At 68.5% G+C, this 22,909-nt stretch carries 29 protein-coding genes; 10 read left to right on the top strand and 19 right to left on the bottom strand.

The window, feature by feature from the left end; translation table 11 throughout:
• Positions 1 to 154: 154 nt before the first annotated feature.
• Together BM133_RS01160 and BM133_RS01155 are read right to left on the bottom strand one after the other, a co-directional pair.
• The gene (locus tag BM133_RS01160) at positions 155 to 466 is read right to left on the bottom strand and encodes a putative quinol monooxygenase (protein WP_093431065.1); all 312 of its coding nucleotides are present in this window, start codon (positions 464 to 466) and stop codon (positions 155 to 157) included.
• Positions 467 to 529: 63 nt separating this feature from the next.
• Complete coding sequence (locus BM133_RS01155; protein WP_093431063.1) at positions 530 to 1,192, bottom strand: alpha/beta hydrolase; 663 nt, start codon at positions 1,190 to 1,192, stop codon at positions 530 to 532.
• A 134-nt stretch (positions 1,193 to 1,326) separates the two neighbouring features.
• Between BM133_RS01155 and BM133_RS01150 the strand changes: the two genes are divergently transcribed.
• Positions 1,327 to 1,635, top strand: a complete 309-nt coding sequence (locus BM133_RS01150) for a hypothetical protein (protein ID WP_143100049.1) — start codon at positions 1,327 to 1,329, stop codon at positions 1,633 to 1,635.
• 9 nt (positions 1,636 to 1,644) lie between these two features.
• Here the strand turns inward: BM133_RS01150 and BM133_RS01145 are convergent, their stop codons facing one another.
• The 4 genes from BM133_RS01145 to BM133_RS01130 all read right to left on the bottom strand — a co-directional run bounded on the left by BM133_RS01145 (position 1,645) and on the right by BM133_RS01130 (position 6,008).
• Entirely contained in the window at positions 1,645 to 2,640 is a 996-nt protein-coding gene (locus tag BM133_RS01145; RefSeq protein WP_093431060.1) for a Bug family tripartite tricarboxylate transporter substrate binding protein, read from the bottom strand.
• Between the two features lie 112 nt (positions 2,641 to 2,752).
• Complete coding sequence (locus BM133_RS01140) at positions 2,753 to 3,928, bottom strand: FAD-dependent oxidoreductase (RefSeq protein WP_093431059.1); 1,176 nt, start codon at positions 3,926 to 3,928, stop codon at positions 2,753 to 2,755.
• An 11-nt stretch (positions 3,929 to 3,939) separates the two neighbouring features.
• Complete coding sequence (locus tag BM133_RS01135) at positions 3,940 to 4,875, bottom strand: tryptophan 2,3-dioxygenase (protein WP_093431057.1); 936 nt, start codon at positions 4,873 to 4,875, stop codon at positions 3,940 to 3,942.
• Between the two features lie 146 nt (positions 4,876 to 5,021).
• Positions 5,022 to 6,008 (bottom strand): AraC family transcriptional regulator, encoded by a 987-nt coding sequence (locus BM133_RS01130; RefSeq protein ID WP_093431056.1) that lies wholly within the window; start codon positions 6,006 to 6,008, stop codon positions 5,022 to 5,024.
• Positions 6,009 to 6,133: 125 nt separating this feature from the next.
• Between BM133_RS01130 and BM133_RS01125 the strand changes: the two genes are divergently transcribed.
• Entirely contained in the window at positions 6,134 to 6,610 is a 477-nt protein-coding gene (locus BM133_RS01125) for a Fur family transcriptional regulator (RefSeq protein ID WP_093434937.1), read from the top strand.
• A 6-nt stretch (positions 6,611 to 6,616) separates the two neighbouring features.
• Here the strand turns inward: BM133_RS01125 and zigA are convergent, their stop codons facing one another.
• The 3 genes from zigA to BM133_RS01110 all read right to left on the bottom strand — a co-directional run bounded on the left by zigA (position 6,617) and on the right by BM133_RS01110 (position 9,717).
• Positions 6,617 to 7,810, bottom strand: coding sequence for a zinc metallochaperone GTPase ZigA (gene zigA / locus BM133_RS01120; protein WP_093431054.1), 1,194 nt, complete (start codon positions 7,808 to 7,810; stop codon positions 6,617 to 6,619).
• A gap of 95 nt (positions 7,811 to 7,905) precedes the next feature.
• Entirely contained in the window at positions 7,906 to 8,805 is a 900-nt protein-coding gene (locus BM133_RS01115) for an SDR family NAD(P)-dependent oxidoreductase (protein ID WP_093431053.1), read from the bottom strand.
• Between the two features lie 42 nt (positions 8,806 to 8,847).
• The gene (locus BM133_RS01110; protein WP_093431051.1) at positions 8,848 to 9,717 is read right to left on the bottom strand and encodes a helix-turn-helix transcriptional regulator; all 870 of its coding nucleotides are present in this window, start codon (positions 9,715 to 9,717) and stop codon (positions 8,848 to 8,850) included.
• A gap of 68 nt (positions 9,718 to 9,785) precedes the next feature.
• On the opposite strand from BM133_RS01110, the gene BM133_RS01105 reads away from it, so the two are divergent.
• Complete coding sequence (locus tag BM133_RS01105; protein ID WP_093431050.1) at positions 9,786 to 10,445, top strand: glutathione S-transferase; 660 nt, start codon at positions 9,786 to 9,788, stop codon at positions 10,443 to 10,445.
• On the opposite strand, the gene BM133_RS01100 is transcribed toward BM133_RS01105, so the two are convergent.
• Positions 10,442 to 11,344 carry a LysR substrate-binding domain-containing protein gene (locus tag BM133_RS01100; protein WP_093431048.1) on the bottom strand — a complete coding sequence of 301 codons (903 nt, stop codon included), beginning with the start codon at positions 11,342 to 11,344 and terminating at the stop codon, positions 10,442 to 10,444. The genes BM133_RS01105 and BM133_RS01100 overlap by 4 nt on opposite strands.
• A gap of 158 nt (positions 11,345 to 11,502) precedes the next feature.
• Here BM133_RS01100 and BM133_RS01095 point away from each other — a divergent pair, with 158 nt between their 5' ends.
• Positions 11,503 to 12,816, top strand: coding sequence for an MFS transporter (locus BM133_RS01095; protein ID WP_093431047.1), 1,314 nt, complete (start codon positions 11,503 to 11,505; stop codon positions 12,814 to 12,816).
• A 38-nt stretch (positions 12,817 to 12,854) separates the two neighbouring features.
• Positions 12,855 to 13,958 (top strand): M14 family metallopeptidase, encoded by a 1,104-nt coding sequence (locus tag BM133_RS01090; protein ID WP_093431045.1) that lies wholly within the window; start codon positions 12,855 to 12,857, stop codon positions 13,956 to 13,958.
• Between the two features lie 16 nt (positions 13,959 to 13,974).
• Here BM133_RS01090 and BM133_RS01085 read toward each other — a convergent pair whose 3' ends face one another.
• The 5 genes from BM133_RS01085 to BM133_RS01065 are packed head-to-tail and all read right to left on the bottom strand — an operon-like array spanning position 13,975 to position 16,924.
• Positions 13,975 to 14,772 (bottom strand): enoyl-CoA hydratase/isomerase family protein, encoded by a 798-nt coding sequence (locus BM133_RS01085; RefSeq protein ID WP_093434935.1) that lies wholly within the window; start codon positions 14,770 to 14,772, stop codon positions 13,975 to 13,977.
• Between the two features lie 60 nt (positions 14,773 to 14,832).
• Positions 14,833 to 15,261, bottom strand: coding sequence for a hypothetical protein (locus BM133_RS01080; RefSeq protein ID WP_093431044.1), 429 nt, complete (start codon positions 15,259 to 15,261; stop codon positions 14,833 to 14,835).
• A gap of 57 nt (positions 15,262 to 15,318) precedes the next feature.
• Positions 15,319 to 16,143, bottom strand: coding sequence for a hypothetical protein (locus BM133_RS01075; RefSeq protein WP_093431042.1), 825 nt, complete (start codon positions 16,141 to 16,143; stop codon positions 15,319 to 15,321).
• A gap of 2 nt (positions 16,144 to 16,145) precedes the next feature.
• The gene (locus BM133_RS01070; protein WP_093431041.1) at positions 16,146 to 16,418 is read right to left on the bottom strand and encodes a DUF2164 domain-containing protein; all 273 of its coding nucleotides are present in this window, start codon (positions 16,416 to 16,418) and stop codon (positions 16,146 to 16,148) included.
• Positions 16,415 to 16,924, bottom strand: a complete 510-nt coding sequence (locus BM133_RS01065; RefSeq protein WP_093431039.1) for a GNAT family N-acetyltransferase — start codon at positions 16,922 to 16,924, stop codon at positions 16,415 to 16,417. Before BM133_RS01065 ends, BM133_RS01070 begins: the two co-directional genes overlap by 4 nt.
• Positions 16,925 to 17,032: 108 nt before the next feature.
• Between BM133_RS01065 and BM133_RS01060 the strand changes: the two genes are divergently transcribed.
• On the top strand, positions 17,033 to 18,238 hold the full coding sequence (locus BM133_RS01060) for a lactonase family protein (protein ID WP_093431038.1): 1,206 nt from the start codon (positions 17,033 to 17,035) through the stop codon (positions 18,236 to 18,238).
• Positions 18,239 to 18,269: 31 nt separating this feature from the next.
• Positions 18,270 to 18,482: a hypothetical protein gene (locus BM133_RS01055; RefSeq protein ID WP_093431036.1), complete on the top strand. Its 213-nt coding sequence runs from the start codon at positions 18,270 to 18,272 to the stop codon at positions 18,480 to 18,482.
• Between the two features lie 65 nt (positions 18,483 to 18,547).
• Here BM133_RS01055 and BM133_RS01050 read toward each other — a convergent pair whose 3' ends face one another.
• The 3 genes from BM133_RS01050 to BM133_RS01040 all read right to left on the bottom strand — a co-directional run bounded on the left by BM133_RS01050 (position 18,548) and on the right by BM133_RS01040 (position 20,768).
• Positions 18,548 to 19,456, bottom strand: a complete 909-nt coding sequence (locus BM133_RS01050) for a DUF808 domain-containing protein (protein WP_093431035.1) — start codon at positions 19,454 to 19,456, stop codon at positions 18,548 to 18,550.
• A gap of 93 nt (positions 19,457 to 19,549) precedes the next feature.
• Complete coding sequence (locus BM133_RS01045; RefSeq protein ID WP_371286326.1) at positions 19,550 to 20,233, bottom strand: PepSY-associated TM helix domain-containing protein; 684 nt, start codon at positions 20,231 to 20,233, stop codon at positions 19,550 to 19,552.
• Between the two features lie 16 nt (positions 20,234 to 20,249).
• Positions 20,250 to 20,768 carry a GNAT family N-acetyltransferase gene (locus tag BM133_RS01040; protein ID WP_093431032.1) on the bottom strand — a complete coding sequence of 173 codons (519 nt, stop codon included), beginning with the start codon at positions 20,766 to 20,768 and terminating at the stop codon, positions 20,250 to 20,252.
• Positions 20,769 to 20,854: 86 nt separating this feature from the next.
• Here BM133_RS01040 and BM133_RS35065 point away from each other — a divergent pair, with 86 nt between their 5' ends.
• The 3 genes from BM133_RS35065 to BM133_RS01030 are packed head-to-tail and all read left to right on the top strand — an operon-like array spanning position 20,855 to position 21,581.
• Positions 20,855 to 21,004 carry a hypothetical protein gene (locus BM133_RS35065; protein WP_013542593.1) on the top strand — a complete coding sequence of 50 codons (150 nt, stop codon included), beginning with the start codon at positions 20,855 to 20,857 and terminating at the stop codon, positions 21,002 to 21,004.
• Positions 21,001 to 21,303 carry a VF530 family protein gene (locus BM133_RS01035; protein ID WP_093431030.1) on the top strand — a complete coding sequence of 101 codons (303 nt, stop codon included), beginning with the start codon at positions 21,001 to 21,003 and terminating at the stop codon, positions 21,301 to 21,303. Before BM133_RS35065 ends, BM133_RS01035 begins: the two co-directional genes overlap by 4 nt.
• On the top strand, positions 21,300 to 21,581 hold the full coding sequence (locus BM133_RS01030; protein WP_093431029.1) for a 2Fe-2S iron-sulfur cluster-binding protein: 282 nt from the start codon (positions 21,300 to 21,302) through the stop codon (positions 21,579 to 21,581). The genes BM133_RS01035 and BM133_RS01030 overlap by 4 nt, the downstream gene beginning before the upstream one ends.
• Here BM133_RS01030 and BM133_RS01025 read toward each other — a convergent pair.
• Positions 21,578 to 22,879, bottom strand: a complete 1,302-nt coding sequence (locus tag BM133_RS01025; protein WP_256219028.1) for an MFS transporter — start codon at positions 22,877 to 22,879, stop codon at positions 21,578 to 21,580. The two genes, BM133_RS01030 and BM133_RS01025, sit on opposite strands and share 4 nt — an antisense overlap.
• Positions 22,880 to 22,909: the final 30 nt, after the last annotated feature.

Here is a 22,909-nt window from a genome sequence, read left to right as displayed (position 1 = left end):
ATCTTCTGAGGGGCTGGAAGGTAGCACGGGCGCGCGGGCACTGCTTGCGCAGGGAATCCCGTTTCCGGCTAGGCTCTCGCCCGCTATTTTTTTGATAGCTCCCTGCATAGGCACCATGGGGGCCAAAGGCCTTTTCTGTAGCGAAAAATGCGGGCTAGGCGCGGCCCGCCCGCAGATCGATCTCGTCCGACTGGTAGACGTGGATTTCCGGCGTGCCGTCGGCCATGGCCGCGAGCGCCTTGCCGAAGGCGCGCGAGGCATCGACGCGAAAGTGCGCCTGCAGCGCGGGCATGTCGCTCCAGCGCTCCACGAAGGTCAGCCGCAGCGGGTCTTGCACGTCGGTGGTGACTTCGTGCGAGATGCAGCCGGGCTCGGCGCGCGAGCGCAGCACGTGCTCCACGCTGATGGCCAGCATCGCCTGCAGGGTGTCGGGCTTGGCGAGGGCGTGTCCGATGACCAGGATCATTGGCTGTCTCCTTCTTTGTCTGTCTGTCTGTCTGTCTCGTGGGTTGCCGCAGCGGCCCGTGCTTCAGCCCAGCACGCGCAGCAGGAAGTCGTTCAGGTCGGCCACTTCTTCCATGCAGACCGAATGCGCCATCGCGTACTCGTGCCATTCGACGCCATAGCCGAGGGCGGCGAGCGCGTCGCGCGATTGCGTGGCCCGTGCAAGGGGCACCATCGGGTCCTGCCGGCCATGGCCGAGGAACACCGGCGTGTCGTGGTTGGCTGCATGGCGCTCGGCCGCGGTGCTGGCCGCCAGCGGCAGCCAGCCCGAGAGGCCGACGATGCCGGCCAGGCGCTCGGTGTGGCGCAGCCCGGTCAGGAGCGCCATCGCGCAGCCCTGCGAGAAGCCGGCCACCACGATGCGGTTCGCGGGGATGCCGCGGGCCTTTTCGTTGGCGATCAGCGCCTCGATGGCGGCCTGCGAGCGGCGCAGGCCCGTGGCGTCTTCCTGCACGTTGAAATCGGCGCCGGCGATGTCGAACCAGGCCGGCATCTCATAGCCGTTGTTGAGGGTGACCGGGATCACCGGCGCGTTGGGGAACACAAAGCGCACCGGCCCGACGCTGGACAGGTCGAGCTCGCCGGCGATCGGCACGAAGTCGTTGCCGTCGGCGCCCAGGCCGTGCATCAGGATCACGGAGGCGGTGGGGTTCGGGGCGGTTTCGATTTCTATGGGAAGACGGGACATGGTGGTCGGGCAAAGGTATTCAGGAACGCGAATGGCCGCACCTTAGCGCATTCGGGCGGTCGGCTGACTTGCGCAGCGCGCCTTCGCGCCCAAGATGGGCTGAAACAAAAGGAAAGAAAAAAGGAAAGAAGCGCGTGAGCCATTCCCCTCCCCTGGTCGAAACCAAACTGTCCGGCGTGGTGCTGGTCTGCGGCGATTGCGAAGAGCGCAGCGACGGCCCCACCAAACTCAAGGCCCGGCAAGTCCGCAAGGAATTGAAGCGCGACCTGGTGCATGTGCCGGGGCGCCTGCGCGTCGTGCAGTCGACCTGCCTGGGCCTCTGCCCGAAGAAGGCGATGGCGCTGGTTGCGGTGGCGGGCGGGCATGCGCCGATCGCCGCCGAGGTGTGCCGCGACGACGATGTCGCGGATTTCGCCAAGGCGCTGTCCCGGTCGATCCGTTGATCGACGGCGCTATTCGGCCTTGATGCCGGTGGCCTTCACGATCTGCGCATAGCGCTCGTACTCGGCCGACACCTGCTGCTGGAACTGCCGCTGCGCAAATCCCGTGGCCTCGATGCCTTGCAGCGCGAGGTCGGCGCGGGCCGCGGGCGTCTGCACGATGCGCCCGGCGTCGGCGGCGATGGCATCGAGCACCGGCTGGGGCGTGCGGGCCGGCGCGAACAGGCCGAACCATGTGCCCGAGCGGTAGCCCGCATAGGTCTCGGCGACGGTCGGCACCTCGGGCAGCAGCGCATGGCGCTTCTCGCCGCTGGTGCCCAGCGCAACGAGCTTGCCGGTGCGGATGTGCTGCAGCGCCGGGCCGACGGCAATGAACATCACGTCCACCTGCCCCGCGATCACGTCCTGCATGCCCAGCGGGCCGCCGCGGTACGGAATGTGGGTGACGTAGATGCCTGCCTTCTGCTTGAGCAGCTCCATGCTGAGCTGCTGCGGACTGCCGTTGCCGGCCGAGGCGTAGTTGATGCGCCCTGGCTGCGCCTTGGCGGCGCGCACGAAATCGGCCACGGTGCGAAAGCCCGTCTTCGGATTCGCGACCAGCACGAAGTCGATCTGCCCGAGCGACACCACCGGCACCAGGTCGCGGCGCGCGTCGTAGGGCAGGCCCGCCTGGAGGTTCGGGAGGATGGTGATCGGCCCGTCGGCCCCCACCAGCAGCGAGTAACCGTCGGCCGGCGCTTTAGCGAGCCCATCAGCCGCCAGGATGCCCGCCGCGCCGGCGCGGTTGTCGACCACCACGGGCTGCTTCCATTGCTCAGAGAGGCGCTGCGACAGGTAGCGCGCGAGCACGTCGGGCGAACTGCCGGGCGTGTTGGCGACCGTGATGTGCACGGCCTTCGACGGATAGGCCGCTGGCGCTTGTTGCGTTTGCTGTGCCTGCGCGCCCAGCGAGAACAGCGCACCGGCCCACAGTGCGAGGAACGGTTTCAGCAAGGGGTGGACGCGCATGGGAGGACTTTCGGTTGCAAAAGACAAAGCGCGCGATTCTGTCGCGCGCCCGCCTTCGCGCGAACGACCCATTCGTCAGATGCTTAGCTGCATCCGGGCATAAGCACTTTCTCTAGGACGGCACCGCGCGCAGCGCATCGAGCTCGCGGTAGAAGGCGTCCACCTGTTGCTGGGCCATCTGCTGCATCGCCGTGTTGCGGCGCGCGCAGCTCGCGGCGTCTTCCACGGCGCCCGCTTCGCCCACCTTGCGGGAGGCGTCTTGCACGAACCGGCACATCGGAAAGCGGCGCTCGCCGAAGGCCTTCAGGGTCTGTTCGCCGATGCCATCCGAGGCGAGCATTTCGGCGAGCACCACGGCGTCTTCCACCGCCATCGCGCCGCCCTGCCCCATGAACGGCGTCGAGGCGTGCGCCGCATCGCCGATCAGCAGCACGCGGCCCGCGTGCCAGGGCAATGGGGCCTGCACTTCCTCGACCGCGGTGTAGAGCACTTCCGAATCCGCCGAGAGCTGGTCGAGAAACTGCCGCGCCGGCCCGCCGAATTCCGCGAACCGCTCGCGCATCAGCGCGGGCCATCGCGCTCGCGGATACCAGCGGTCCGCAGGCTCGCTCACCGTGCCGAAGATGTAGAGCCTGTCGTCGCTGATCGGCATGATGCCCAGACGCTTGCCGATGCCCATCATCATGATCTTCGCGTCCAGCGTGCGCGGCCGCGCGTGCACGCTGCGCCACACGCCAAAGCCGGTGTAGCGCGGCGCGATAGGTCCGCACACGGCCTCGCGGACCTGCGAGCGGATGCCGTCGGCGCCGACCACCAGGTCGAAGCGCTGCGTCGATCCATCGGAGAGCGTGACCTCCGCGTGATCGCTGCCGCCTGGGGAATGGATCTTCGCCACCGTCGTCGCCAACCGGATATCGACGCCCAGCGCACCGAGCCGGCCCGCGAGGATGCGGTGCATCTCTGCGCGCCTGATGCCCAGGATCGGCATCGCGCCGCCGTGCGAGCGCGGATAGAACACATCGACGATCGGCGCCCCGTGATGGTCGAGATAGACGTTGCGCCCGTCCGCGATGCCGAAGCCCGCATCCAGGATCTGCGGCAGCACGCCGATGCTGCGCAGCGCCTCCAGCCCGTTGCCGTAGATGAAGATGCCCGAGCTCTGGAAGCGCCATTGAGCCTCTTTCTCGACCAGCGTGACATGCATGCCCTTGTCGGCCAGCGCAATGGCGGCCGAGCAGCCCGCGATGCCGGCGCCGACGATCAGCACCCTGTTGTGCGTTGCATTCATGAGTGGGCGCCTCAGAGTTGCGTGCGCACGGACCACAGCTCCGGAAAGAACCGGTGATCGACCACGCTGCGCAGCCACCCCACGCCGGCCGAGCCGCCCGTGCCCGGCTTGAAGCCGAGGATGCGTTCGACCGACACGAAGTGCCGCCAGCGGTACTGCGAGAACACGTCGGCGATGTCCATCAGCGCTTCGCCCAGGCGGTAGAGATCGTTCTCCGGCGTCGGGTCGCCGTACACCCAGAGCCACGCGGCCTCCACGCCCGGGTTCACCACGTAGGGCGCCGACCAGTCGCGCGACAGGGCCTCGGGCGGCACCGCGATGTCGCGGCGATGCAGCAGCGCGAGCACATCGTCGTAGAGGCTCGGCGAATGGAGCGCGCGCTCCATGCAGGGCCACACGTCGGGGTTGTTCGCATGCGCGCGCGCCAGCGGCACCGACTTGTTGCCCAGGATGAACTCCACGTGCCGGTACATGTACGACTGCTGCCCCGAGGCGACGCCCAGCGTGTTGCGGAACTGGTTGAACTCGTGCGGCGTGATGGTGGAGAGCACGTCCCAGGTCTTTCCCAGGAACTCGAGCAGCGCGCGCACCCGTGGCACCAGCTGCAGCGCGCCGGCCACGTCGTCGGCGCGCACGCGCGCCTGCATGTTGACCAGCTCGTAGTGAAGGGCCTTGAAGGTCAGCTCCTTGCAGTGCGTGATGCACATGAAGACCATCTCGTCGTGGCCCTCGCTGCGCATGTGCTGGATGCTCAGCAGCAGGTCGTTGCGCTGGTGTTCCAGGTAGGGGTTGCTGCGGCCTTCGAACTGCAGCAGCGGCTCGCCGTCGGTGTTCTTCACCGTGGCTTCGCGCTGCTGGTTGTCGCCGGACGCGATCGACTTCACGAGGGAGTTTTCGAGCGCCGGATCGCGGACTTCGGGAATGACTCTGTGGCGTTGGATGGGCATGCGCCGATTGTTCGACGCGCCTGCCGCCGCCTCAACCTCCGGCACGCCGGATTTGGGCACCGATCGTCCGGTGCGGCGATTCATGCGGATCGCCACAAACCGTTCGGGCTGAGCTTGTCGAAGCCTTGCGCAGCGCTTGGACAAGCTCAGCGTGAACGGTCTTGGTTATCGGCCGCAGCCTGACGCAAATACGCACTGGGCGTCATGCCCGTCCAGCGCTGGAAGGCGCGCGAGAACGCCTTTTCCGACGCATAGCCCACCGCCTCGGCCACCTGGTGCAGGCTCAGCTGCCGGTTCTTGAGCTTCTCGGCTGCCAGCGTCATGCGGTAGGAGCCCAGGTAGTGCATGGGCGTCACGCCGACCAGCGCACGGAAGCGCTCGCTGAAGATGGTGCGCGAGAGATAACTGGCCTGCGCCAGCGTGGCCACCGACCACGGGTGCTCGGGACGCTCGTGCATCAGCGACATCGCGCGGGCGATGCTCTCGTCGTCCAGCCCGCGCAACTGGCCGGCCTGCTGCGCCTGATCGGCCTGGGGCTGGGCATACAGGTGCTCGCAGAGGATGTGCACCAGCAGCAGGTCGGCCATGCGCGCCGCCGACAACTGCCAGCCCGGCCGCTGCGCGATGGTTTCGTTCACCAGCGACTCCATCGCCTGCGCGAGCGACGCGGTGGTGGGAATCTGCGCCTGCCGCAGCACGATCAGCGGCGGCAGGCTGGCCATGATGGAGCCGAGGCCTTCCGCGGGCATCCACAGGTGCAGCGAGAACAACGCGGTCGCCGCGCCGCCGCCACCGTGCGAAAAAACGATCGGATGGTCGCCGTGCCGGCCGACCGAGTGCGCGGAGATGAGATCGCGAAAGGGCTCGGCTTCGAGGCCCGGCGCGGACGACACGGTGTGGGCGCTGCCCTGCGGCAGCATCGCGATGTCGTGCGGCGCGACGGCCACCGGCTGGGCGCCGTCCACCGCGATCCAGTACGGCGCGCCGGTGCACATGCGGATCAGCGGGCCGGCAACACCGCTCGAATGCAGCGCCCACGGCGCGGAGAGCGCGAAGCGGGCCGTGACCGCCCGCTCGGACCTGTACGTCGCAAGCACGTGGCTGAGTACGTCGCCGCCCCGCTCTGTGTCCATGCTGTTCGTGCCGCCCGGTGATCTGGAATGCCGGCGATTATCTTGCATGGCAACCGGGCGGATCACCGGCGATTTTTCGTTGCTTTGCACAATGGGCCCGGGGATGCAACACAATGGCGTTTCCCATGAAGACCCCGACCCCGCACCCGAAGCCCCCGCTTGCCGCCGCTGCCTTCGACAGCGAAACCCTGTTGCGCGAAAGCGGCCTGCGCGTGACACGCGCCGCCCAGACGGTGCTGGAACTGCTCAGGCACACCTCCCAGCCCCTCACGCACGAGGAAGTGGCCGCGGCCTACACCACCGCCACCGGCGAGGCGCCCGACCGGGTGACCATCTACCGCGTGCTCGACCGCCTCGTCGAAGCGGGCCTGTGCGACCGCCGCGTGGGCGCCGACCGCGTCAACCGCTTCGCGCGGCATGTCGAAGCCGCCTCGGGCAACATCTTCGAATGCGACCAGTGCCACAAGGTGCTGGCGCTGCCGTCGGACCCCGAACTGCCCAAGGTGATGGGGCGCCTGGGCAGGGCGCTGCGCAAGCAGGGCATCGATACGCGCCATACCGCGCTCACCCTGCACGGCACCTGCGGCGACTGCGCGCGCTGAGCGCGTTCAGGCGTTCCAGGACGGGAACGGATCGGGCAGGTTCTGCCACCACGAGGCGCCAAAGCGCATCTCGTCGTCCGTGAGCAGACACGCATCCAGCCGTGCACGCAGCGCGGCCTCGTCCATGCCGATCCCGATCAGCACCAGTTCCTGCCGCGCATCGCCGGTCGCCGGGTCCCAGTTCTTGTGGATCACCTCCAGCGCCTCCGGCTCGGTCGGCCAGTGCTCGCGCGGCACGGCCGCCCACCAGAAGCCCGCTGCGCCGTAGCGGCAGGCGCCGCCGGCCTGCGACCACGAGCCCGCGCGCGTGGCGCGGCTCGCGAGCCAGAAGAATCCCTTGGAGCGCACCACGCCCTCCCACTCGCCCTGCACCAGGTCCCAGAAGCGCTTCGGATGGAATGGCAGGCGCGAGCGATACACGAAACTGCGGATGCCGTATTCCTCGCTCTCGGGCACGTGCTCGCCGCGCAGCTCGGCGAGCCAGCCAGGCGCCTGCTCGGCCTGCTCGAAGTCGAAGAGGCCGGTGTCCAGCACGCGGTCGAGCGCGACGCGCCCGAACTGCGACACCTCGATGCGCGCGCGCGGGTTCAGGCTCCGCAGGATCGCCATCAGCCGCTCGCGTTCTTCCGGCGTCACGAGGTCTGTCTTGTTGACCACCAGCACGTCGCAGAACTCGATCTGCTCGATCAGGAGATCGACCACCGTGCGCGTGTCCTCGTCGCCGAGCGACTGGCCGCGCTGGCCCAGGCTGTCGGCCGAGCCGTAGTCGCGCAGGAAGTTGAAGGCATCGACCACGGTCACCATGGTGTCCAGCCGCGCCACGTCGGCCAGGCTCTTGCCGTCCTCGCCCGCGAAGGTGAAAGTCTCGGCCACGGGAAGCGGCTCGGAGATGCCGGTGGATTCGATCACGAGCTGGTCGAAGCGCCCCTCTTTCGCGAGTCGGTTCACCTCGACGAGCAGGTCTTCGCGCAGCGTGCAGCAGATGCAGCCGTTGCTCATCTCGACCAGTTTCTCTTCGGTGCGCGAGAGCTTGGCGCCGCCATCCCGCACCAGCGCCGCGTCGATGTTGACCTCGCTCATGTCGTTGACGATGACCGCCACGCGGCGCCCTTCGCGGTTGTGCAGGATGTGGTTGAGCAAGGTGGTCTTGCCTGCGCCGAGGAAGCCGGACAGGACGGTGACGGGGAGCCGTGGGGTCATGGAGCGTGGCCTATAGATGCAACAGCATTGCATTATATGGACCAATCGCAACAAGGTTGCACTTGATGCAACCAGCCATCCCGGCGCTCGCGCCGCTACATCTCGAACGCCTTGACCTGCCGCCCGTCGATGTCGGTGAAGCCGTATTCCTTCGCCAGGTCGGCCACACGCAGCACCTCCCCGGTTTTCTCCAGCACCTTCGAGTCACCTGCCAGCGCCGCCACCGCGCGGCCCAGGTAGCGCGGCGATTCGGTGCCCGCGAGCGCCGGCCGCTCCTGCCAGTGCGCCTCGTCGGTCTTGTGGCCGGCCAGCACGAACTCGGTGCGCATCCAGCCCGGCGACACGGCGACAGAGGCCACGCCGTGCGGCTTGAGCTCCTGCGCCATGCCGAAGGCCAGCCGCGTCATCGAGGCCTTCGCCAGGTCGTAGAAGAGGTTGCCCTTCATGTAGTGGCCGCGGTCCCAGAAGGTGGTGGTCACGATCAGGCCGCGCCTGGCGCGCACCATCGGCGGCGCGGCCGAGCGGCTGGCCACGAGGTGGTTGCGCACGCCGCGGTCGAACATCGAATCCCAGTTGGCGAGCGGGTGCTCCCAGAAGGGCGCATCGAACACGCCGTTGAAGGTCTCGTGGCCGCCCCACGCGTTGTTCACGAGCAGGTCGATGCGGCCCGCCTCGCGCGCCACCTGCGCGAAGAGCGCCTTCACGTCTTCTTCGCGGGTGTGGTCGCAGCGCACGGCGATGCCGCGTCCGCCCATGCGGGTGACTTCGTCGGCGGTGTCGTCGATGGTGCCGGGCACCGCCGCCATGTCCGACAAGGCCAGCAATTGGCCGTAGGTGCCTGCAGGTTGCGCGCGTGTGCTGCGGCCGGTGACGTACACCGTGGCGCCGGCCGCGCCCAGTTCCATCGCAATGCCGCGCCCCGCGCCGCGGCTGGCCCCCGTGACCACCGCCACGCAATCCTTCAGCGGGCGGCTCGTGTTCTCGTTCTGCGTCATCCGGTGCTCCTTGGTTTGAACGCCGACGAAGATAGTGCGCCCTCAACCGGGCGTCTTGGAAGAACCCGAAATCGCATGCCCCATGAACTCGGTCGGCGTGACGCCGCAGAGCGCGCGGAATTCGTTGACCAGATGCGACTGGTCGTAGAAGCCGCTTTCGACAGCGACATCGGCCCAGGCCGGAGCAGGTTGCAACCGCAGCGCGCGGAGGCACTCGTGCAGCCGCGCGAGCCGCGCCCAGGCGCGTGGCGACAGTCCGACGTGCGCGTGAAAAAGCTGCTGCAGCCGCCGCTCGCCGACACCGACGGCCGCCGCCACATCGCGCAAGGGTTGCCGGCCGCCCGACCCGGCGATGAGGCGGGCCGCGTGCACCGCAGCGTGGTGCGCGGTGCCCCGGCTTTCGAGCAAGCGACGCTCCAGTGCGGACTGAAGCAGCGCAGCGCGCGCGACATCGCCGGGCGCGTCGGCCAGGTGCTCGAGCAATGCGGCCGCGCCGCCTTGCCAGAGCGCGTCCAGGTGCACGGCCTGGCCCGTGATTTCGCCGGCCGGCAGGCCCAGCAGCGCAGCCGCCGCGCCGGGCCGCAGCGTGACGGACATGCCCTCCACCTTGTCGCGCATGCGCACCACGACCGGCGCGGCCGATGCGCCGATCGCCGCCACGGGCTGCCCCGCGCCTTCGCCCGCGGAAGGCGCGTCGCCGAGGTTGAAGACCAGGCGCACCGCGCCATCGGGCAGCACGCGCTCGTGCACCTCGTGCCCTGCGGCGAAGGTCTCGCGGTACAGCAGGATGTGCGAGACATGCGGGCGCAGCGCCGCGCTCACCGGCACTGCGCGCAGCGTGCCGGCGGGCACGCCCGATTCCGGCCCGTGCAGCGGGTCGTCGTCGAGCCGGAGGAAGAGGCGTTCGCCCATCGGCCCATTGTGTTGAAAAACCCGGCCGGGCGCGAGCCGGCCGCGCTGGCGGAAAATCGGCCGCTCGCATGCCTTCCGCCACCACCCTCCCCGTTCTCTATTCGTTCCGCCGCTGCCCCTATGCGATGCGCGCCCGGCTCGCGTTGATCGCGAGCGACACCCGCTGCGAACTGCGCGAAGTCGTGCTGCGCGACAAGCCCGCCGAGATGCTGGCCGCCTCGCCCAAGGGCACCGTGCCCGTGCTGGTGCTGGCCGACGGCGCGGTGCTGGAGCAGAGCCTGGACATCATGCTGTGGGCCCTGCGGCGCAACGATCCGCAGCGCTGGCTGCAGCCCGACGCCGGCACCGCCGACGACCTGCTCGCGCTGGTGACTGCGTGCGATGGCGACTTCAAGCCGCAGCTGGACCGCTACAAGTACCCCGGTCGCTTCGACGATGCAGAGCACGCAGCGCGCGAGCGCGGCGCGGCGTTCCTGCGCGACCTCGAAGCCCGGCTCTCGGCCTCGCCGCACCTTGCGGGCACGCACGCGACATGGGCCGATGCAGCCTTGATGCCTTTCGTGCGCCAGTTCGCCATGGTCGATGCCGCCTGGTTCGACGCCCAGCCCTGGCCTCGCCTGCATGCCTGGCTGTCCGCATGGACCGCGTCGGACCTGTTCGCCCGCGCCATGCCCAAGTACGCGCCCTGGAAGACGGGCGCGCCGGGCATCGGCTTTCCGGGCGATTAACCGCCCATCGCAGCCGCCGAGGCGCGTTGGATGCACTCGATGAAATGCTGCGCCGCCGGTGTGGGCAACTGGCCGCGGCGCCGGATCACGCACACGTTCAGCGTCGGCAGCGATTCGACGACATCGACCCGACGGATGCCGTGCCGCTTGAACGTCAGCTTGACCAGCGGCTCGACGAACAGGCCGATCAGGTCCATGTGGCCGACCAGCCCCAGCGCCACCGTGACCGACTGCCCCTGGATGATGCGGGCCGGCGGCGGCAGGCCCAGCGGCGTGAAGAGCGGCGAGACCGCATCGCGCCCGCGGTAGTCGTCGCCCGGCAGGATCCACTCGGCCTCGCAGAGCGCCAGCAGCGAACGGCTCGCCCGCAGCGGATGGCGCTCGCGCATGCCCACCACCAACTGCACCGGGAAGAGCTCGAGCGCCTCGAACTGCGCATCGAGCGTGCCGGGCACCACGTGGGCCACCGCGAAATCCAGGAACCCGTCGCGCAGCCGCGCGAGCATCCATGGCAGCACCGCCTCGCTGAACTGAACGTCGACCGCGGGCAGGCGCGTGTGGAAGTCCTTGAAGGCCGCGGGCAGCACGGTGAGCGCGAACGACGCGCTCACCGCCATCGACACCGTGCCTGTCGCGCCATCGCGGATCTGGGCGATCTCGTCGCGGGCGCGCTGCATGTCGGCCAGCAGCAGCCGGGCGCGCGGCGCGAAGGCCTTGCCGAACTCGGTGAGCCGCACGCCCTTGACGCTGCGCTCCACCAGCGGTGCGCCGACCTCGCGCTCCAGCTCGCGCACGATCTTGGTCACCGCCGGCTGCGACAGCCCCAGCACGCGCGCGGCGGCACGGATGCTCATCTGCTCGACCACCGCCACGAAGGCGTGCAACTGATTGGGTTTCATCGGGCGTTTTAGTGGGCGTTGTATCGGCGTTTCTGATGACAACCAAAAGTTATCGTTATCGCCCAATTATTGTCTTTTCATGACAGCATCGAGTCTCTAGCATCCGCCGCGGTCGAGCGACTTCCAACCAGCCCCCACGCAAGCACACCTGGACAGACATGAGCACCCCACGCACGCAGCCCTCGTCCGCCCGCCGGCGCCAGACCATCGTCGCCACCACCATCGGCAACGGGCTCGAGTTCTTCGACTTCACGGTCTACGGGTTCCTGGCGCTCGTGATCGGCAAGCTCTTCTTTCCGACCTTCAATTCGTATGGCCAGCTGCTGCTGACGGTGGCGAGCTTCGGCGTCGGCTTCATCATGCGGCCGCTGGGCGGCATCGTGATCGGCGCCTACGCCGACCGCGCGGGCCGCAAGAAGGCCATGACGCTCACCATCTTCCTCATGGCACTGGGCTGCGCGCTCATCGCCTTCACGCCCACCTACGCGGCCATCGGCGTCGCGGCGCCGATCGTCATCGTGCTGGCGCGGCTCATCCAGGGCTTCTCGGCCGGCGGCGAAGTGGGCGCATCGACCACGCTGCTGGTGGAGCACGCCACGCCCGCCAACCGCGGCTACATGGCGAGCTGGCAGTTCGCCAGCCAGGGCCTGGGCGTGATGCTCGGCGCCATCGTGGTGGGCGCGCTCACCTTCTCGCTGACGCCCGAGGCCATGCAGAGCTGGGGCTGGCGCGTGCCCTTCGTCATCGGCATGCTGATCGCGCCGGTGGGCATGTACATCCGCCGCCACCTGGAGGAGTCGTTGCACATCTCGCCCGAGCAGGCCGCCGCGCCGCGCGAGAGCAGCCTGAAGATCGTCTGCACGCAGCACGGCAAGACGGTGCTGGCCGCGATCCTGGCGCTCGTGGGCGGCACCACGGCCGCGTATGTCGTGACCTTCTACATGCCCACGTATGCCGTGCGCGAGTTGGGCCTCACGCCCTCGGTGGCGCTGTTCGGCGCCGCGCTCACGGGGCTGATCTCTTTCGGGTTCGCGCCGTTCGTGGGCAAGCTCTCGGACATCGTGGGGCGCAAGACGCTCATCTTCTGGAGCCGCGTCGTGATGGCGATCTTGATCTACCCGGGCTTTCTCTGGCTCAACGCCTCGCCCACGCCCGCGGTGCTGTTCACCGTGCTCGGCGTGCTGAGCATCGGCCTGGTGGTGCAGACGGTGCCGGGCATCACGATGCTGCCGGAGATGTTCCCCAAGCGCGTGCGCGCGAGCGGCATGTCGCTGGTCTACAGCGTGGGCGTGGCGCTGTTCGGCGGCTTCGCGCCTTTCATCAGCACCTGGCTGGTCAACGCCACGGGCAGCAAGCTCGCGCCGGCCTGGTACCTGGTCGCGATGACGGTGATTTCGCTGCTCGGCCTGATCTGGCTGCGCGACCACACGGGCCGCGACATCGACGCCGCGGGTGCCCACGCGCCGGCCTGAAGAAAACTTCCCCAACGATTCCGTACAGGAGCCCATCGATGCAAGCACAACCCACTGCCGCCACGCGCCACTTCTCGGGCACGTATGCCGAAGCCCGCGCCAAGTTCCTCGACGCCGCAGCCCAGCGCGGCGCGGCCATCGAATCGTTCGTGCATCCCGCGCACCGGGGCGCCCTCGGCGAAGAACTTGCCACCGACGTGGCGCTGATCGGCGCGAAGGACGCGAAGAAGGTCTTGCTCGTCACCTCGGGCACGCACGGCCCCGAGGGCTTTTGCGGTTCGGGCGCGCAGGTCGCGACACTCAACGACACCGACCTGCTCACGCGGCTCGAACAGGCCGGCGTGGCGCTGCTGCTGGTGCATGCGGTCAACCCGCACGGCTTTTCGCACCTGCACCGCACGAACGAAGACAACATCGACCTGAACCGAAACCACATCGATTTCAATGCGCCGCTGCCGGTGAACGCCGAGTACGCCGATGTCGAGCCGCTGGTGCTGACCGCGACCTGGCCGCCGACGCCGGCCGATGAAGCCGCCGTGGCCGCCTATGTCGAGAAGCACGGCATGCGCGCCTTCCGCGCGGCCGTCACCAAGGGCCAGTACGTATCGCCCGACGGTTTGTTCTACGGCGGCACCGCGCCTTCGTGGAGCAACGGCACGATGCGCGCCGTCCTGCGCAAGTACGCGGCCTCGGCCACGCACATCGGCTGGATCGACATCCACACCGGCCTCGGCCCGTATGGCCACGGCGAGAAGATCTACCCGGGCCGCAACACGCCCGCCGACCTCGCGCAGGCGCACGCCTGGTGGGGCGCCGACGTGTTCGCGCCCTTTGCCGGCGACTCGGCTTCGGCCGACGTGTCGGGGCCCGTGGTGTCGATCGCGTACGACGAATGCCCGAACGCGAGCATCGCGCCCATGGGCCTGGAATTCGGCACGCTGCCCGATGGCGAGGTGCTGACCCGCCTGCGCGCCGACACCTGGCTGCGCCGCCACCCCGAGGCGCCGGATGCGCAGAAGCGCGAGATCCGCCAGGGACTGCGCGACGCGTTCTATTGCGACAACGACGAGTGGAAGGGCATGGTGCTCGGGCAGACGCGCGTCGTGCTGCTGCAGACGCTGCAGGGCCTGAAGAAGGCCTGATCCGGCAAGCCGGACTTCAGCCGAAGTTCGGCGCGCGCCGCTCGCGCAGCGACGCCACACCCTCGCGCACGTCGGCGCCCGCGAAGCCCATGAATTCGAGCGCCAGCGAAGCGTCGAAGGTCGGCCCGGCCTGGCGCAGCCAGTTGTTGAGCGCGTACTTGGTGAAGCGGATCGCGCTCTGGCTGCCGGCCGCGAGCCGGTCGGCCACTTCGTAGGCGCGCGGCAAGAGGTCGGCCTCGTCCACCGCGAGCGACACCAGGCCGATGCGCTCGGCCTCCTCGCCGCTCACCGGCTCGCACAGCAGCAGGTGGTACTTGGCCTTGGCCATGCCGCACAGCAGCGGCCAGACGATCGCCGCATGGTCGCCCGCCGCCACGCCCAGGCGCGTGTGGCCGTCGACGATCTTCGCGCTCTTCGCGGCGATGGAAATGTCGGCGAGCAAGCCGGCCACCAGGCCCGCGCCCACGGCGGGGCCGTGCATCGCGCTCACGATGGGCTTGTCGCAATTGATGAGGTTGTAGACGAGGTCGCGCGCCTCTTTCCACACGCGCTGGCGGATGGCGTCGTCGGTGGCCATGTCCTGCACCAGCGCGAGGTCGCCGCCGCCCGAAAAGCCCAGCCCTTCGCCCCGCAGCACCGCGCAGCGCACGCTGTCGTCGGCCGAGACGTCGCGCCAGATCTCGGCGAGTTCGCGATGGCCGTCATGGCCGGCGGTGGGCAGCTTGCCGTTGGCCGCGCGCATCTGGATGTCGAGCACGGTGCCGTTGGCGCCGCGGCGCGTGATGGCGAGGGTCTGGTAGCGGGTGTAGTCCATGGTGTCTCCGTCCTGCATCAGAAAGACGAGGACTTTCTTCTTCGTTGAAGGATCGGACGGCTATTTTCGCGCCGCCATCTCGCGGCAGCGCTGCACATTGGCATCGAAACGTGGCGCGAGGCCGGGCTCGCAGACCTCGTCGCCGGGTGTGAGCCTGCACATGCCGACGACCACGTAGTCCATCACCGCCGAGGTGCACATCGGGTAGGCCGCGAGGTCCGGATTGGCCTTCACCTTGAAGCCCCAGCGCTCGGAGAACTGCACCGTGCGGGTCATCGCGCCGTGGAAGAAGCTGCGGTCCCTGGCAGCGATGGCGGCCTCCATGCGGGGCAGTTCCTCGTTCAGGTAGCCGGCGGCGTCCAGGGGGAATGCCGAGGGCGGCTCCTGCTGGGCGGCTGCGAGGGATGCGGCCAGCACGAGCGGCACGAAGACCAGCGTGCGCAGCAGCGAAGAAGGCGAAAAGCGGGTGGTCAGGCGGTGGAGTTGCATGGCTTGGGATTCTGCAACGTTTGGAAGCATCTTTGAATGGCGAGCGATGCGTGCGCGCTACGGTGCGGCTTCGACGAGGCGCAGATCGAGTCCTTCGCAAACGCAAGGGGAGAGCCGCAACTCGCCCTGCACCTCGCTTTCCAGCCACTGCCGCTCGAAGAGAAAAGCCCTGGCCATGGACATCGATCGGACGCCGAAGACCAGCGCTTCGACAGTCGCGACATCACGCGCCCCAGGCACGAAGTGCAGCGCAATGTCGGATGTCAGCGCGATGGCGTCCGAGCCCGAATCCGTCAATGCCCGCCACGCCTCGGTGGCCGCCCGGACATCCGGCACCGCCAACCGCACCTCAGCCAATCCAACCAGACCCAACGCACCGCCTGCGCACCGGGCGAACGCAGCCTCGTCCCGGGCCTTGCGCTGAACGGCACTCAACTTCTCTTTCCATGGATAGATCGTTCCCTCTGCATCCCACGCGCAGAAGAATACGCAACACGCATCGGAGGAGACGTCGAGCACCACCGAGTTGGTGAAGTTGTTGACCCAGACACCGTCTTGCGTCTGCGTACGAAAGGCCTTGGGCGCCTTGCACGCGATGCCCCGCTGTGCCAGTTGCGAAATGCTGTCTTGCAGATCCGCGGGATCGAGCGCAAGGCCCTGGACAAGGGGCAGCGGCACATCCATAGGCAGATCGCCATTGCTCGCCGCCGCCCAGATTTCGAGATTCGTGTTGCCTGCATTCACCCAGCCGAAGCTCGCGAAGCCGCTGTGCTGCAAAGGCCAGGACACGGGCAGCCCGAAAGCTTCGCTGAACAGCGCGAAGAGAGGCTCGGCGGCCTCCACCCGGATCACCACGTGGTCGAGGCTGCGGTAAGGCTGCATGCCTACTTGCCCTTCTTCTGCCTGTCGAACTTGCGCCAGTACTGGAATTCGTCCTCATGCACTTCGAGATCGACTTCCGAGATGCGCGACTGCAAGCGCTCCTGGACCTCGGCCACCGCCTTGTTGTAGACGATGGGGCCGACCTCCTCCAGGAAGAAGCCGAGCAGCGCGCCGGCCGCGATGTTGCCGATCTTCTCTTCCATGTTCTCGTTGAAGTAGCGCTCGATCGAGGCGATCGCCTGCTGGCGCGCTTCCTTGGATATCTCGATGGTCATGCGGGTTGCTCTGGGGTGTGGGGGCGAACGATTGTGACGGGCGCCGGCTTTGCCACGAAGCCACGCTCCACGTCGCCGCGAAACCCGACGGACTCGTACAGGCCGTGCGCTTCCTCGCGCGCAACGCCCGACAGAAGCAGCACCTTGCAGCAGCCCTGCGCCCAGGCCAGCGACAGCGCATGCCGCAGCACCTGGCGGGCAAACCCGCGGCGGCGGAAGGCGGATGCGGTGATGACGTGCTCGACGATGCCGATGCGCCGGCCGCCGCTCGCGAGATTGGGAATCGTCGCCAGCATGCAGGTCGCGCCCAGTTGCCCGCTGACTTCAGCAACGACGACGCAGGCATAAGGGTTGTCGACGATCCCGCGCCAGAGCCTGCTTGCGTCCTCCGGCGCCAGCACCGGATCGTCCGGCCTGAGTTCCGCATACAGCGCCTGCACTGCGACGAGCTCGCCGATGACGGCTTCGCGAACGTGCGCACCGGTGTGTCGCGTGAGGGTGTTCATGGCATGAAGAGGGGCAACAGTTTTCCGCATTCTCGCTACCATGCGCTGCCGGCCCCGGAAGCCCGGGAGCCCGCGCGACAACGACACACAACAACGGAGACATGCACCATGAAGTTCCACCCGGCCGCATTGGCCGCCCTTGCGCTGGCCGCGCTGGCCGCCCTGGCCGCGCTCTCGGGCTGCACCAATCTCACCCCCACCGTCCCGCAGCGCCAGCTGATGATCGTGGCCAACGACGAGAAGCAGTCGTGGAGCGACGCAGGCGCCGTCATCCTCGCCCCCATGGGACGCGACACGGTGCAGGTGCTGGACATCGGCACCGACCCGCTCGCGCCCAGGCTCGTCGGCACGCTGCAGCTGGACAACACCATCGCCGGCCCGCCGACCAACCTGGCGATCACGCCCGGCGAAACGCTCGCGCTGGTCGCCAACTCGCTGAACGTGGTCGAGGAAAACGGCGTGAGGAAGCAGGTGCCCGACAACCGCCTCTTCGTGATCGACCTGACCACCACGCCGCCCAGGCTGATCGACACACTCGCCGTGGGCAAGCAGCCTTCGGGCATGTCGATCAACCGCGCGGGCACGCTCGCGCTGGTGGCCAACCGCGCCGACAACTCGGTGAGCGTGCTGCGCATCGCGGGCAAGAAGGTGACGCTCATCGACACCGTGGCCATGAACGATTCGGTGGCGCACGTGCGCTTCACGCCCGACGGCAAGCGGGCGTTGGCCGCCAAGTTCCCGACCCACAAGATCGCGCTGCTCGAAGTGAACGGCGAGAAGGTCAGCTACAACAAGATCGACCTCGCGGCGGGCCTCTGGCCCTACAACGTGGACGTGACGCCCGACGGCAAGCTCGCGCTCACGGCCGACAACGGCAACTCGGGCGCATCGGACGGGCAGGTCGACACGGTGAGCGTGATCGACATGGAAGCCGCGCCGCCGCGCGTGATCGACAAGGTCGTGGTCGGCGACGGCCCCGAAGGCCTCGCGGTGAGCCCGACCGGCCGGCACGCGGTGGCGGTGATCCTGCGCGGCAGCAACTCGGCGAAGAACGCCTATTTCTACAACCGCAACGGCTCGGTGGTGCTGCTGAAGATCGACGGCAAGAAGGTCACGCGCGCCAACGAGGTGGTGGTGCGCGGCCTGCCCGAAGGCGCGGTGTGGAGCGCCGACGGCAAGTACCTCTACGTGGGCAACTTCATCGACCAGGACATCACGATCCTGCGCGTCGATGGGGACACGCTGGTGCCGACGGGCAAGTCGTTTCCGTTGCAGGGGCACCCCGCCGCGATGCGCGGGACAATGACGCACTGACCGCCCGCGCACCCTCACCCGAACAAAAACCATGGCACAACCCCAACGACAACTCCGCACGCTCGAACGCGGCATCCTCTGCCTCGTCATCGGCGCCATCGTTCTCCTGGCGCCGCGCTTCCTGCAGGGCACGCGCTGGTTCGAGATGGTGGCGGGTGCCTACCTGGTCGGCTGGTTCGCGCTGGTGCTGGGGGTGGCGCTGGTCGGCGTCGGCCTGTTCCAGCGCAACAAGCAGCGCCCTTGAAGAAAAAACCCGCCTTGCGGCGGGTTTCAGCGAGAAGAGCCCTGCGTGCTTGCAGAGCAGCAGGCTCAGCCCTTCTTGCCGCGCAGCTTGCCGACGAGTTCCACCACCGCCAGCACGATCGCGCCGGCGACAAGACCCACGACGGCGTTCACGCCCATCGAACCGAGCGTGCCGAACACGCCGCCCGTCGCCTTGGCCCAGTCTTCCACGGCATGGCCGAATGCCGGCACGCCGTGCACCAGGATGCCGCCGCCCACGAGGAACATGGCGGCGGTGCCGGCGACCGACAGCGCCTTCATGAGCCAGGGCGCCGTGGCCAGGATGCCGCGGCCCAGAGCCCGCGCGGCGGCGCTCGTGCGCTGGCTCAGGTAGAGGCCCGCGTCGTCCAGCTTCACGATGCCGGCCACCAGGCCGTACACGCCGATGGTCATGATCAGCGCGATGCCGACCAAAACGCTCAGCTGCGTCGTGAACGGCTGGCCCTGCACCGTGCCGAGCGTGATCGCGATGATTTCGGCCGAGAGGATGAAGTCGGTGCGCACCGCGCCCTTGATCTTGTCCTTCTCGATCGCCACCACGTCGACCGCTTCGTCGGCCACCGCCTTCTCGTGGCGCTCGGTGTCGGCTTCGTGTTCCTTCTTGTGCAGGAACTTGTGCGCGAGCTTTTCGGCGCCCTCGAAGCAGAGGAAGGCGCCGCCGACCATCAGGAGCGGCGTCACCAGCCAGGGCAGCCAGGTGCCGATGGCCAGCGCCGCGGGCACCAGGATGGCCTTGTTGATGAACGAGCCCTTGCAGACCGCCCAGACCACCGGGATCTCGCGCTCGGCCCTGACGCCGGACACCTGCTGCGCGTTGAGCGCCAGGTCGTCGCCGAGCACGCCCGCCGTTTTCTTGGCGGCGACTTTGGTGAGGATCGACACGTCGTCCAGAACGGTCGCGATGTCGTCGAGCAGCAGGAGCAGGCTGGTGGCCATGTGAAAAGGTCAGTCTGAAAAAGAAGCGGCGAGCTTAGCCGCAGCGGCTGCCGGCACCGGCAATAACCGTATGCGGCAGCCCCGTGGCGCCGGTCAGAGCGCGCTGAGCGCGATGGCCAGCACCGCGGCCAGCGACGCGCCGAACAGCGCGAGGCCGACGCGGCGGCGGCGGTGCGTGAGCATCCACAGCGCCACGCCCGAGAGCGACAGGAAGATCAGGCTGCCGGCCAGCGTGTCGACCAGCAGGATCCACGCGAGCGGCATGCCGCCGCCCTTGTGCATGCTGGTGAGCGTGGCGACGAAACCGTTGTGCGTGGTGGCGACGCCGACCGAGCGATTGCCCTGCCAGTAGTCGGCCTGCACGGTCTCGTTCGGCCCGCCGAAGTTGAACACCCAGTGCGCGGGCTGCGTGAGCGCAGGCGCAGTCTTGTCGCTCTTGTCGGCCCAGGCCACCGGCCTGGCCGGTTCGATGCGGGACGAATTGGGCGGCCCGCTCATGCGCAGCGCGCCCTGCAGCCACTGGCTCATCGCCTCGGGCGTTGCGGGCACCGGATCGGGCAGCGCCAGCTGGGCGCGCGTGCGCTCCTGGGCCTGCGGCAGCTTGAGCACGTTGCGGTGGTTGAGCCAGATGCCGCTGAAGCCGAACAGGAGCCCCAGCACCGCGCCCCAGAGGCCGAACCAGCCGTGCGTGCGGCGAATCCATTGCACGAGGGTCGTGCGGCGCCGGTGCGCGAGCACCCGCGCCGCGTGGTTGTTGTGGCCGGCGTCCGGCGCCATCGGCGTCGTCATGCGGTCAGGCGACGGTGCGCTTGAGGCGGATCTCTTCGATGCGCACGGTGCCCAGCAGCGTGGTCTTGGCCGTCTTCATCTCGCGCTTGAAGCCGGCGAGCTCATGAAAGCGCATGGCGCGGTCGTTGCGAATGGGCACCCAGATGGTGACCGTGGTGCAGCCCTCTTCCTCGAGGCCTTCGCGTGCGGCGTCCCAGAGGGCCACGCCCGCGCCCTTGCCCCAGTGCTCGGGCTTGACGTAGATGGCCCAGATCTCGCCCGTGGTGGACGGCGTCTTGGGGTCGCGCGAGCGGTCGTAGCCGACGAAGCCGACGATTTCGCCGTCCAGCGTGGCCACCTGCACCTGCGGTTCGCTGTATTCGATGGCTTCGCGCCACTTGGCTTCGCGGGTGGCCGGCGCCAGCGTGCGCAGCTCTTCTTCGGGGAGGATGCCTTCGTAGGCGGCCTTGGCGGCCAGGGCATGGACTTCGGCGACGGCCTTGGCGTCGCGCATCGTGGCGGGGCGAACTTCGTAATCGGACATGAATGCAGGAAATCGGATGGAACCGGCTATTGTCGCCGCACCGCTAAACTGCCCGCTGCATCCGTAGCATCAACTGGAGAAAAGTCATGGCAAAGAGTCAGCAACGCAGCACCAAGGAAGCCAAGAAACCGAAGAAGGACACCTCGCCGCCCAAGCCCGTGGGCACCGGCGGCATCGAGCCGGTCCGCACGATCACCACCGCGGTGATCCCGCGCGGCAAGCTCAAGAACAAGTGACCGACGAGGCACCGGCCGGGGCCCCGCCGCCCCCGGCTCCGGCCAAGCCCGCGCAGCCCCGCAACCCGCTGCACGGGCTCACGCTGGAGGCCATCGTCACCTCGCTGGCCGACTGGTACGGCTGGGAACACCTCGGCGAGCTCGTTCCCATCCGCTGTTTCCAGGTCGACCCGAGCGTGGGCTCCAGCCTCAAGTTCCTGCGCAAGACGCCGTGGGCGCGCGAGAAGGTCGAGAGCCTCTATCTCTTCATGCTGCGCGAACAGCGCCGCGAGCAGCAACAACAGCCCCCCCAGGAATGAAGGTCCGCCTCGCGCCCTCGGGCCTCGGCTTCGAGACCGAACCGGGCACCACGCTCCTGAAGGCCGCCGAGGCGGCCGGCATCGAACTGCCGAGCTCCTGCCGCAACGGCACCTGCCGCACCTGCATCTGCCAGCTGGTGTCGGGCCATGTGCGGCACATCATCGAATGGCCCGGCCTGAGCGCCGACGAAAAGGACGAGGGCTGGATCCTGCCCTGCGTGGCCGAGGCGCTGGACGACCTCACGCTCGACGCGCCGAAAGCCTTTTCGGTTTTCTAGACCGGTCCCGCAGGCCTGACGGGCGCGACCGGCGCGACGGTCGCGGGCATCGCCACCACCAGGCGGTCGCGCTGCGCCAGCGACGGGAACAGCTTGAACCACGTCAGCGCCACCAGCATCGTCCCCACGCCGCCCACCACCACCGACCCGACGGGCCCGAGCAGCGCCGCCGTGGCGCCCGATTCGAATTCGCCCAGCTGGTTGCTCGCGCCGATGAAGATCGAATTGACCGCGCTCACCCGCCCGCGCATGGCATCGGGCGTCTCCAGCTGCACCAGCGTCTGGCGGATCACCACGTTGACCATGTCCGCCCCGCCCGACACAGCCAGCGCGATCAGCGAAACGATGAAGCTCTTCGAGATGCCGAACACCACCATGCAGAGGCCGAAGAGCCCGATGGCCAAGAGCAGCGTGCGCCCCACGTTCCGCTCGACCGGCCGCCGCGTGAGCGCGATCGACATCACCAGTGCCCCCACGGCGGGCGCGCCGCGCAAGAGGCCGAGCCCCCAGGGGCCGGTGTGCAGGATGTCCTTGGCATAGATCGGCAGCAGCGCCACCGCGCCGCCCAGCAGCACCGCGAAGAGGTCGAGCGACACGGCGCCGAGCACGGGCTTGCGCTTCCAGATGAAATCGACGCCCGCGAACACCGTGGCCAGCGTGACTGGCTCGCGCGCGGCCGGCGTGTAGGCATAGCGCAGCCGCAGCACCAGCACGCAGGCGACGACGAAGAACGCCACGCTCGCGCCGTACACCACCGACATGCCCGCCACGAACAAGAGCCCGCCGAGGGCCGGTCCGCCGATGATCGCGCCCTGCATGCCGGCCGAGCTGAAGGCCATGGCCCGCGCGAGCATCGAGGGCGGCACCAGCAGGGGCGTCAACGCCTGCTGCGCCGGCATCTGGAAGGCGCGCACTGCGCCGAGCACCAGCGAGAGCCCGAGCAGCAGGCCGCGCGTGTCGTGCTTTTCCAGCACGGCCAGGAGCAGCACGAGGCCCACGAGCCCTTGCACCGCGAAGCACGCCGCCACGATGCGGCCGCGGTGGTGGCGATCGACGATGTGCCCGGCCAGCAGCGCCAGCAGCAGCGCGGGAACGAACTGGTAGAGCCCGACGAGGCCCAGGTCCCAGGCGCTGCTGGTGAGCTCGTACATGTGCCAGCCGATGGCCACCAGCAGCATCTGCGAGGCGGCGGTGCCGAAGAGCCGCGCCGTCCACATGTGCATGAACGGGCGCTCGCGCGTCAGGTCGGAAAAGCTGGGCTGGGGGGAGGAAGCGGAGGCGGGAGCGGGGCCGGACATTGTGCGTCGAGGATAGCCGAGGCGCCATGA

The sequence above is a fragment of the Variovorax sp. 770b2 genome (genome assembly GCF_900115685.1).
Lineage (GTDB): Bacteria > Pseudomonadota > Gammaproteobacteria > Burkholderiales > Burkholderiaceae_C > Variovorax.
The sequence above is the reverse complement of the archived record's forward strand: the minus strand, read 5'-3'. Positions and strand labels throughout refer to the sequence as shown.

Excerpts from the sequence above, each read along its gene's own strand:
- BM133_RS01155 (WP_093431063.1), bottom strand. The coding sequence starts at position 1,192 with ATGTCCCGTCTTCCCATAGAAATCGAAACCGCCCCGAACCCCACCGCC.
- BM133_RS01045 (WP_371286326.1), bottom strand. The coding sequence starts at position 20,233 with ATGGCGCCGGACGCCGGCCACAACAACCACGCGGCGCGGGTGCTCGCG.
- BM133_RS01025 (WP_256219028.1), bottom strand. The coding sequence starts at position 22,879 with ATGTCCGGCCCCGCTCCCGCCTCCGCTTCCTCCCCCCAGCCCAGCTTT.
- BM133_RS01130 (WP_093431056.1), bottom strand. The coding sequence starts at position 6,008 with ATGGACACAGAGCGGGGCGGCGACGTACTCAGCCACGTGCTTGCGACG.
- BM133_RS01125 (WP_093434937.1), top strand. The coding sequence starts at position 6,134 with ATGAAGACCCCGACCCCGCACCCGAAGCCCCCGCTTGCCGCCGCTGCC.
- BM133_RS01040 (WP_093431032.1), bottom strand. The coding sequence starts at position 20,768 with ATGTCCGATTACGAAGTTCGCCCCGCCACGATGCGCGACGCCAAGGCC.
- BM133_RS35065 (WP_013542593.1), top strand. The coding sequence starts at position 20,855 with ATGGCAAAGAGTCAGCAACGCAGCACCAAGGAAGCCAAGAAACCGAAG.
- BM133_RS01135 (WP_093431057.1), bottom strand. The coding sequence starts at position 4,875 with ATGCCCATCCAACGCCACAGAGTCATTCCCGAAGTCCGCGATCCGGCG.
- BM133_RS01160 (WP_093431065.1), bottom strand. The coding sequence starts at position 466 with ATGATCCTGGTCATCGGACACGCCCTCGCCAAGCCCGACACCCTGCAG.
- BM133_RS01105 (WP_093431050.1), top strand. The coding sequence starts at position 9,786 with ATGCCTTCCGCCACCACCCTCCCCGTTCTCTATTCGTTCCGCCGCTGC.
- BM133_RS01145 (WP_093431060.1), bottom strand. The coding sequence starts at position 2,640 with ATGCGCGTCCACCCCTTGCTGAAACCGTTCCTCGCACTGTGGGCCGGT.
- BM133_RS01070 (WP_093431041.1), bottom strand. The coding sequence starts at position 16,418 with ATGACCATCGAGATATCCAAGGAAGCGCGCCAGCAGGCGATCGCCTCG.
- BM133_RS01050 (WP_093431035.1), bottom strand. The coding sequence starts at position 19,456 with ATGGCCACCAGCCTGCTCCTGCTGCTCGACGACATCGCGACCGTTCTG.
- BM133_RS01090 (WP_093431045.1), top strand. The coding sequence starts at position 12,855 with ATGCAAGCACAACCCACTGCCGCCACGCGCCACTTCTCGGGCACGTAT.
- BM133_RS01115 (WP_093431053.1), bottom strand. The coding sequence starts at position 8,805 with ATGACGCAGAACGAGAACACGAGCCGCCCGCTGAAGGATTGCGTGGCG.
- zigA (WP_093431054.1), bottom strand. The coding sequence starts at position 7,810 with ATGACCCCACGGCTCCCCGTCACCGTCCTGTCCGGCTTCCTCGGCGCA.
- BM133_RS01055 (WP_093431036.1), top strand. The coding sequence starts at position 18,270 with ATGGCACAACCCCAACGACAACTCCGCACGCTCGAACGCGGCATCCTC.
- BM133_RS01080 (WP_093431044.1), bottom strand. The coding sequence starts at position 15,261 with ATGCAACTCCACCGCCTGACCACCCGCTTTTCGCCTTCTTCGCTGCTG.
- BM133_RS01095 (WP_093431047.1), top strand. The coding sequence starts at position 11,503 with ATGAGCACCCCACGCACGCAGCCCTCGTCCGCCCGCCGGCGCCAGACC.
- BM133_RS01060 (WP_093431038.1), top strand. The coding sequence starts at position 17,033 with ATGAAGTTCCACCCGGCCGCATTGGCCGCCCTTGCGCTGGCCGCGCTG.
- BM133_RS01110 (WP_093431051.1), bottom strand. The coding sequence starts at position 9,717 with ATGGGCGAACGCCTCTTCCTCCGGCTCGACGACGACCCGCTGCACGGG.
- BM133_RS01075 (WP_093431042.1), bottom strand. The coding sequence starts at position 16,143 with ATGCAGCCTTACCGCAGCCTCGACCACGTGGTGATCCGGGTGGAGGCC.
- BM133_RS01065 (WP_093431039.1), bottom strand. The coding sequence starts at position 16,924 with ATGAACACCCTCACGCGACACACCGGTGCGCACGTTCGCGAAGCCGTC.
- BM133_RS01030 (WP_093431029.1), top strand. The coding sequence starts at position 21,300 with ATGAAGGTCCGCCTCGCGCCCTCGGGCCTCGGCTTCGAGACCGAACCG.
- BM133_RS01085 (WP_093434935.1), bottom strand. The coding sequence starts at position 14,772 with ATGGACTACACCCGCTACCAGACCCTCGCCATCACGCGCCGCGGCGCC.
- BM133_RS01100 (WP_093431048.1), bottom strand. The coding sequence starts at position 11,344 with ATGAAACCCAATCAGTTGCACGCCTTCGTGGCGGTGGTCGAGCAGATG.
- BM133_RS01140 (WP_093431059.1), bottom strand. The coding sequence starts at position 3,928 with ATGAATGCAACGCACAACAGGGTGCTGATCGTCGGCGCCGGCATCGCG.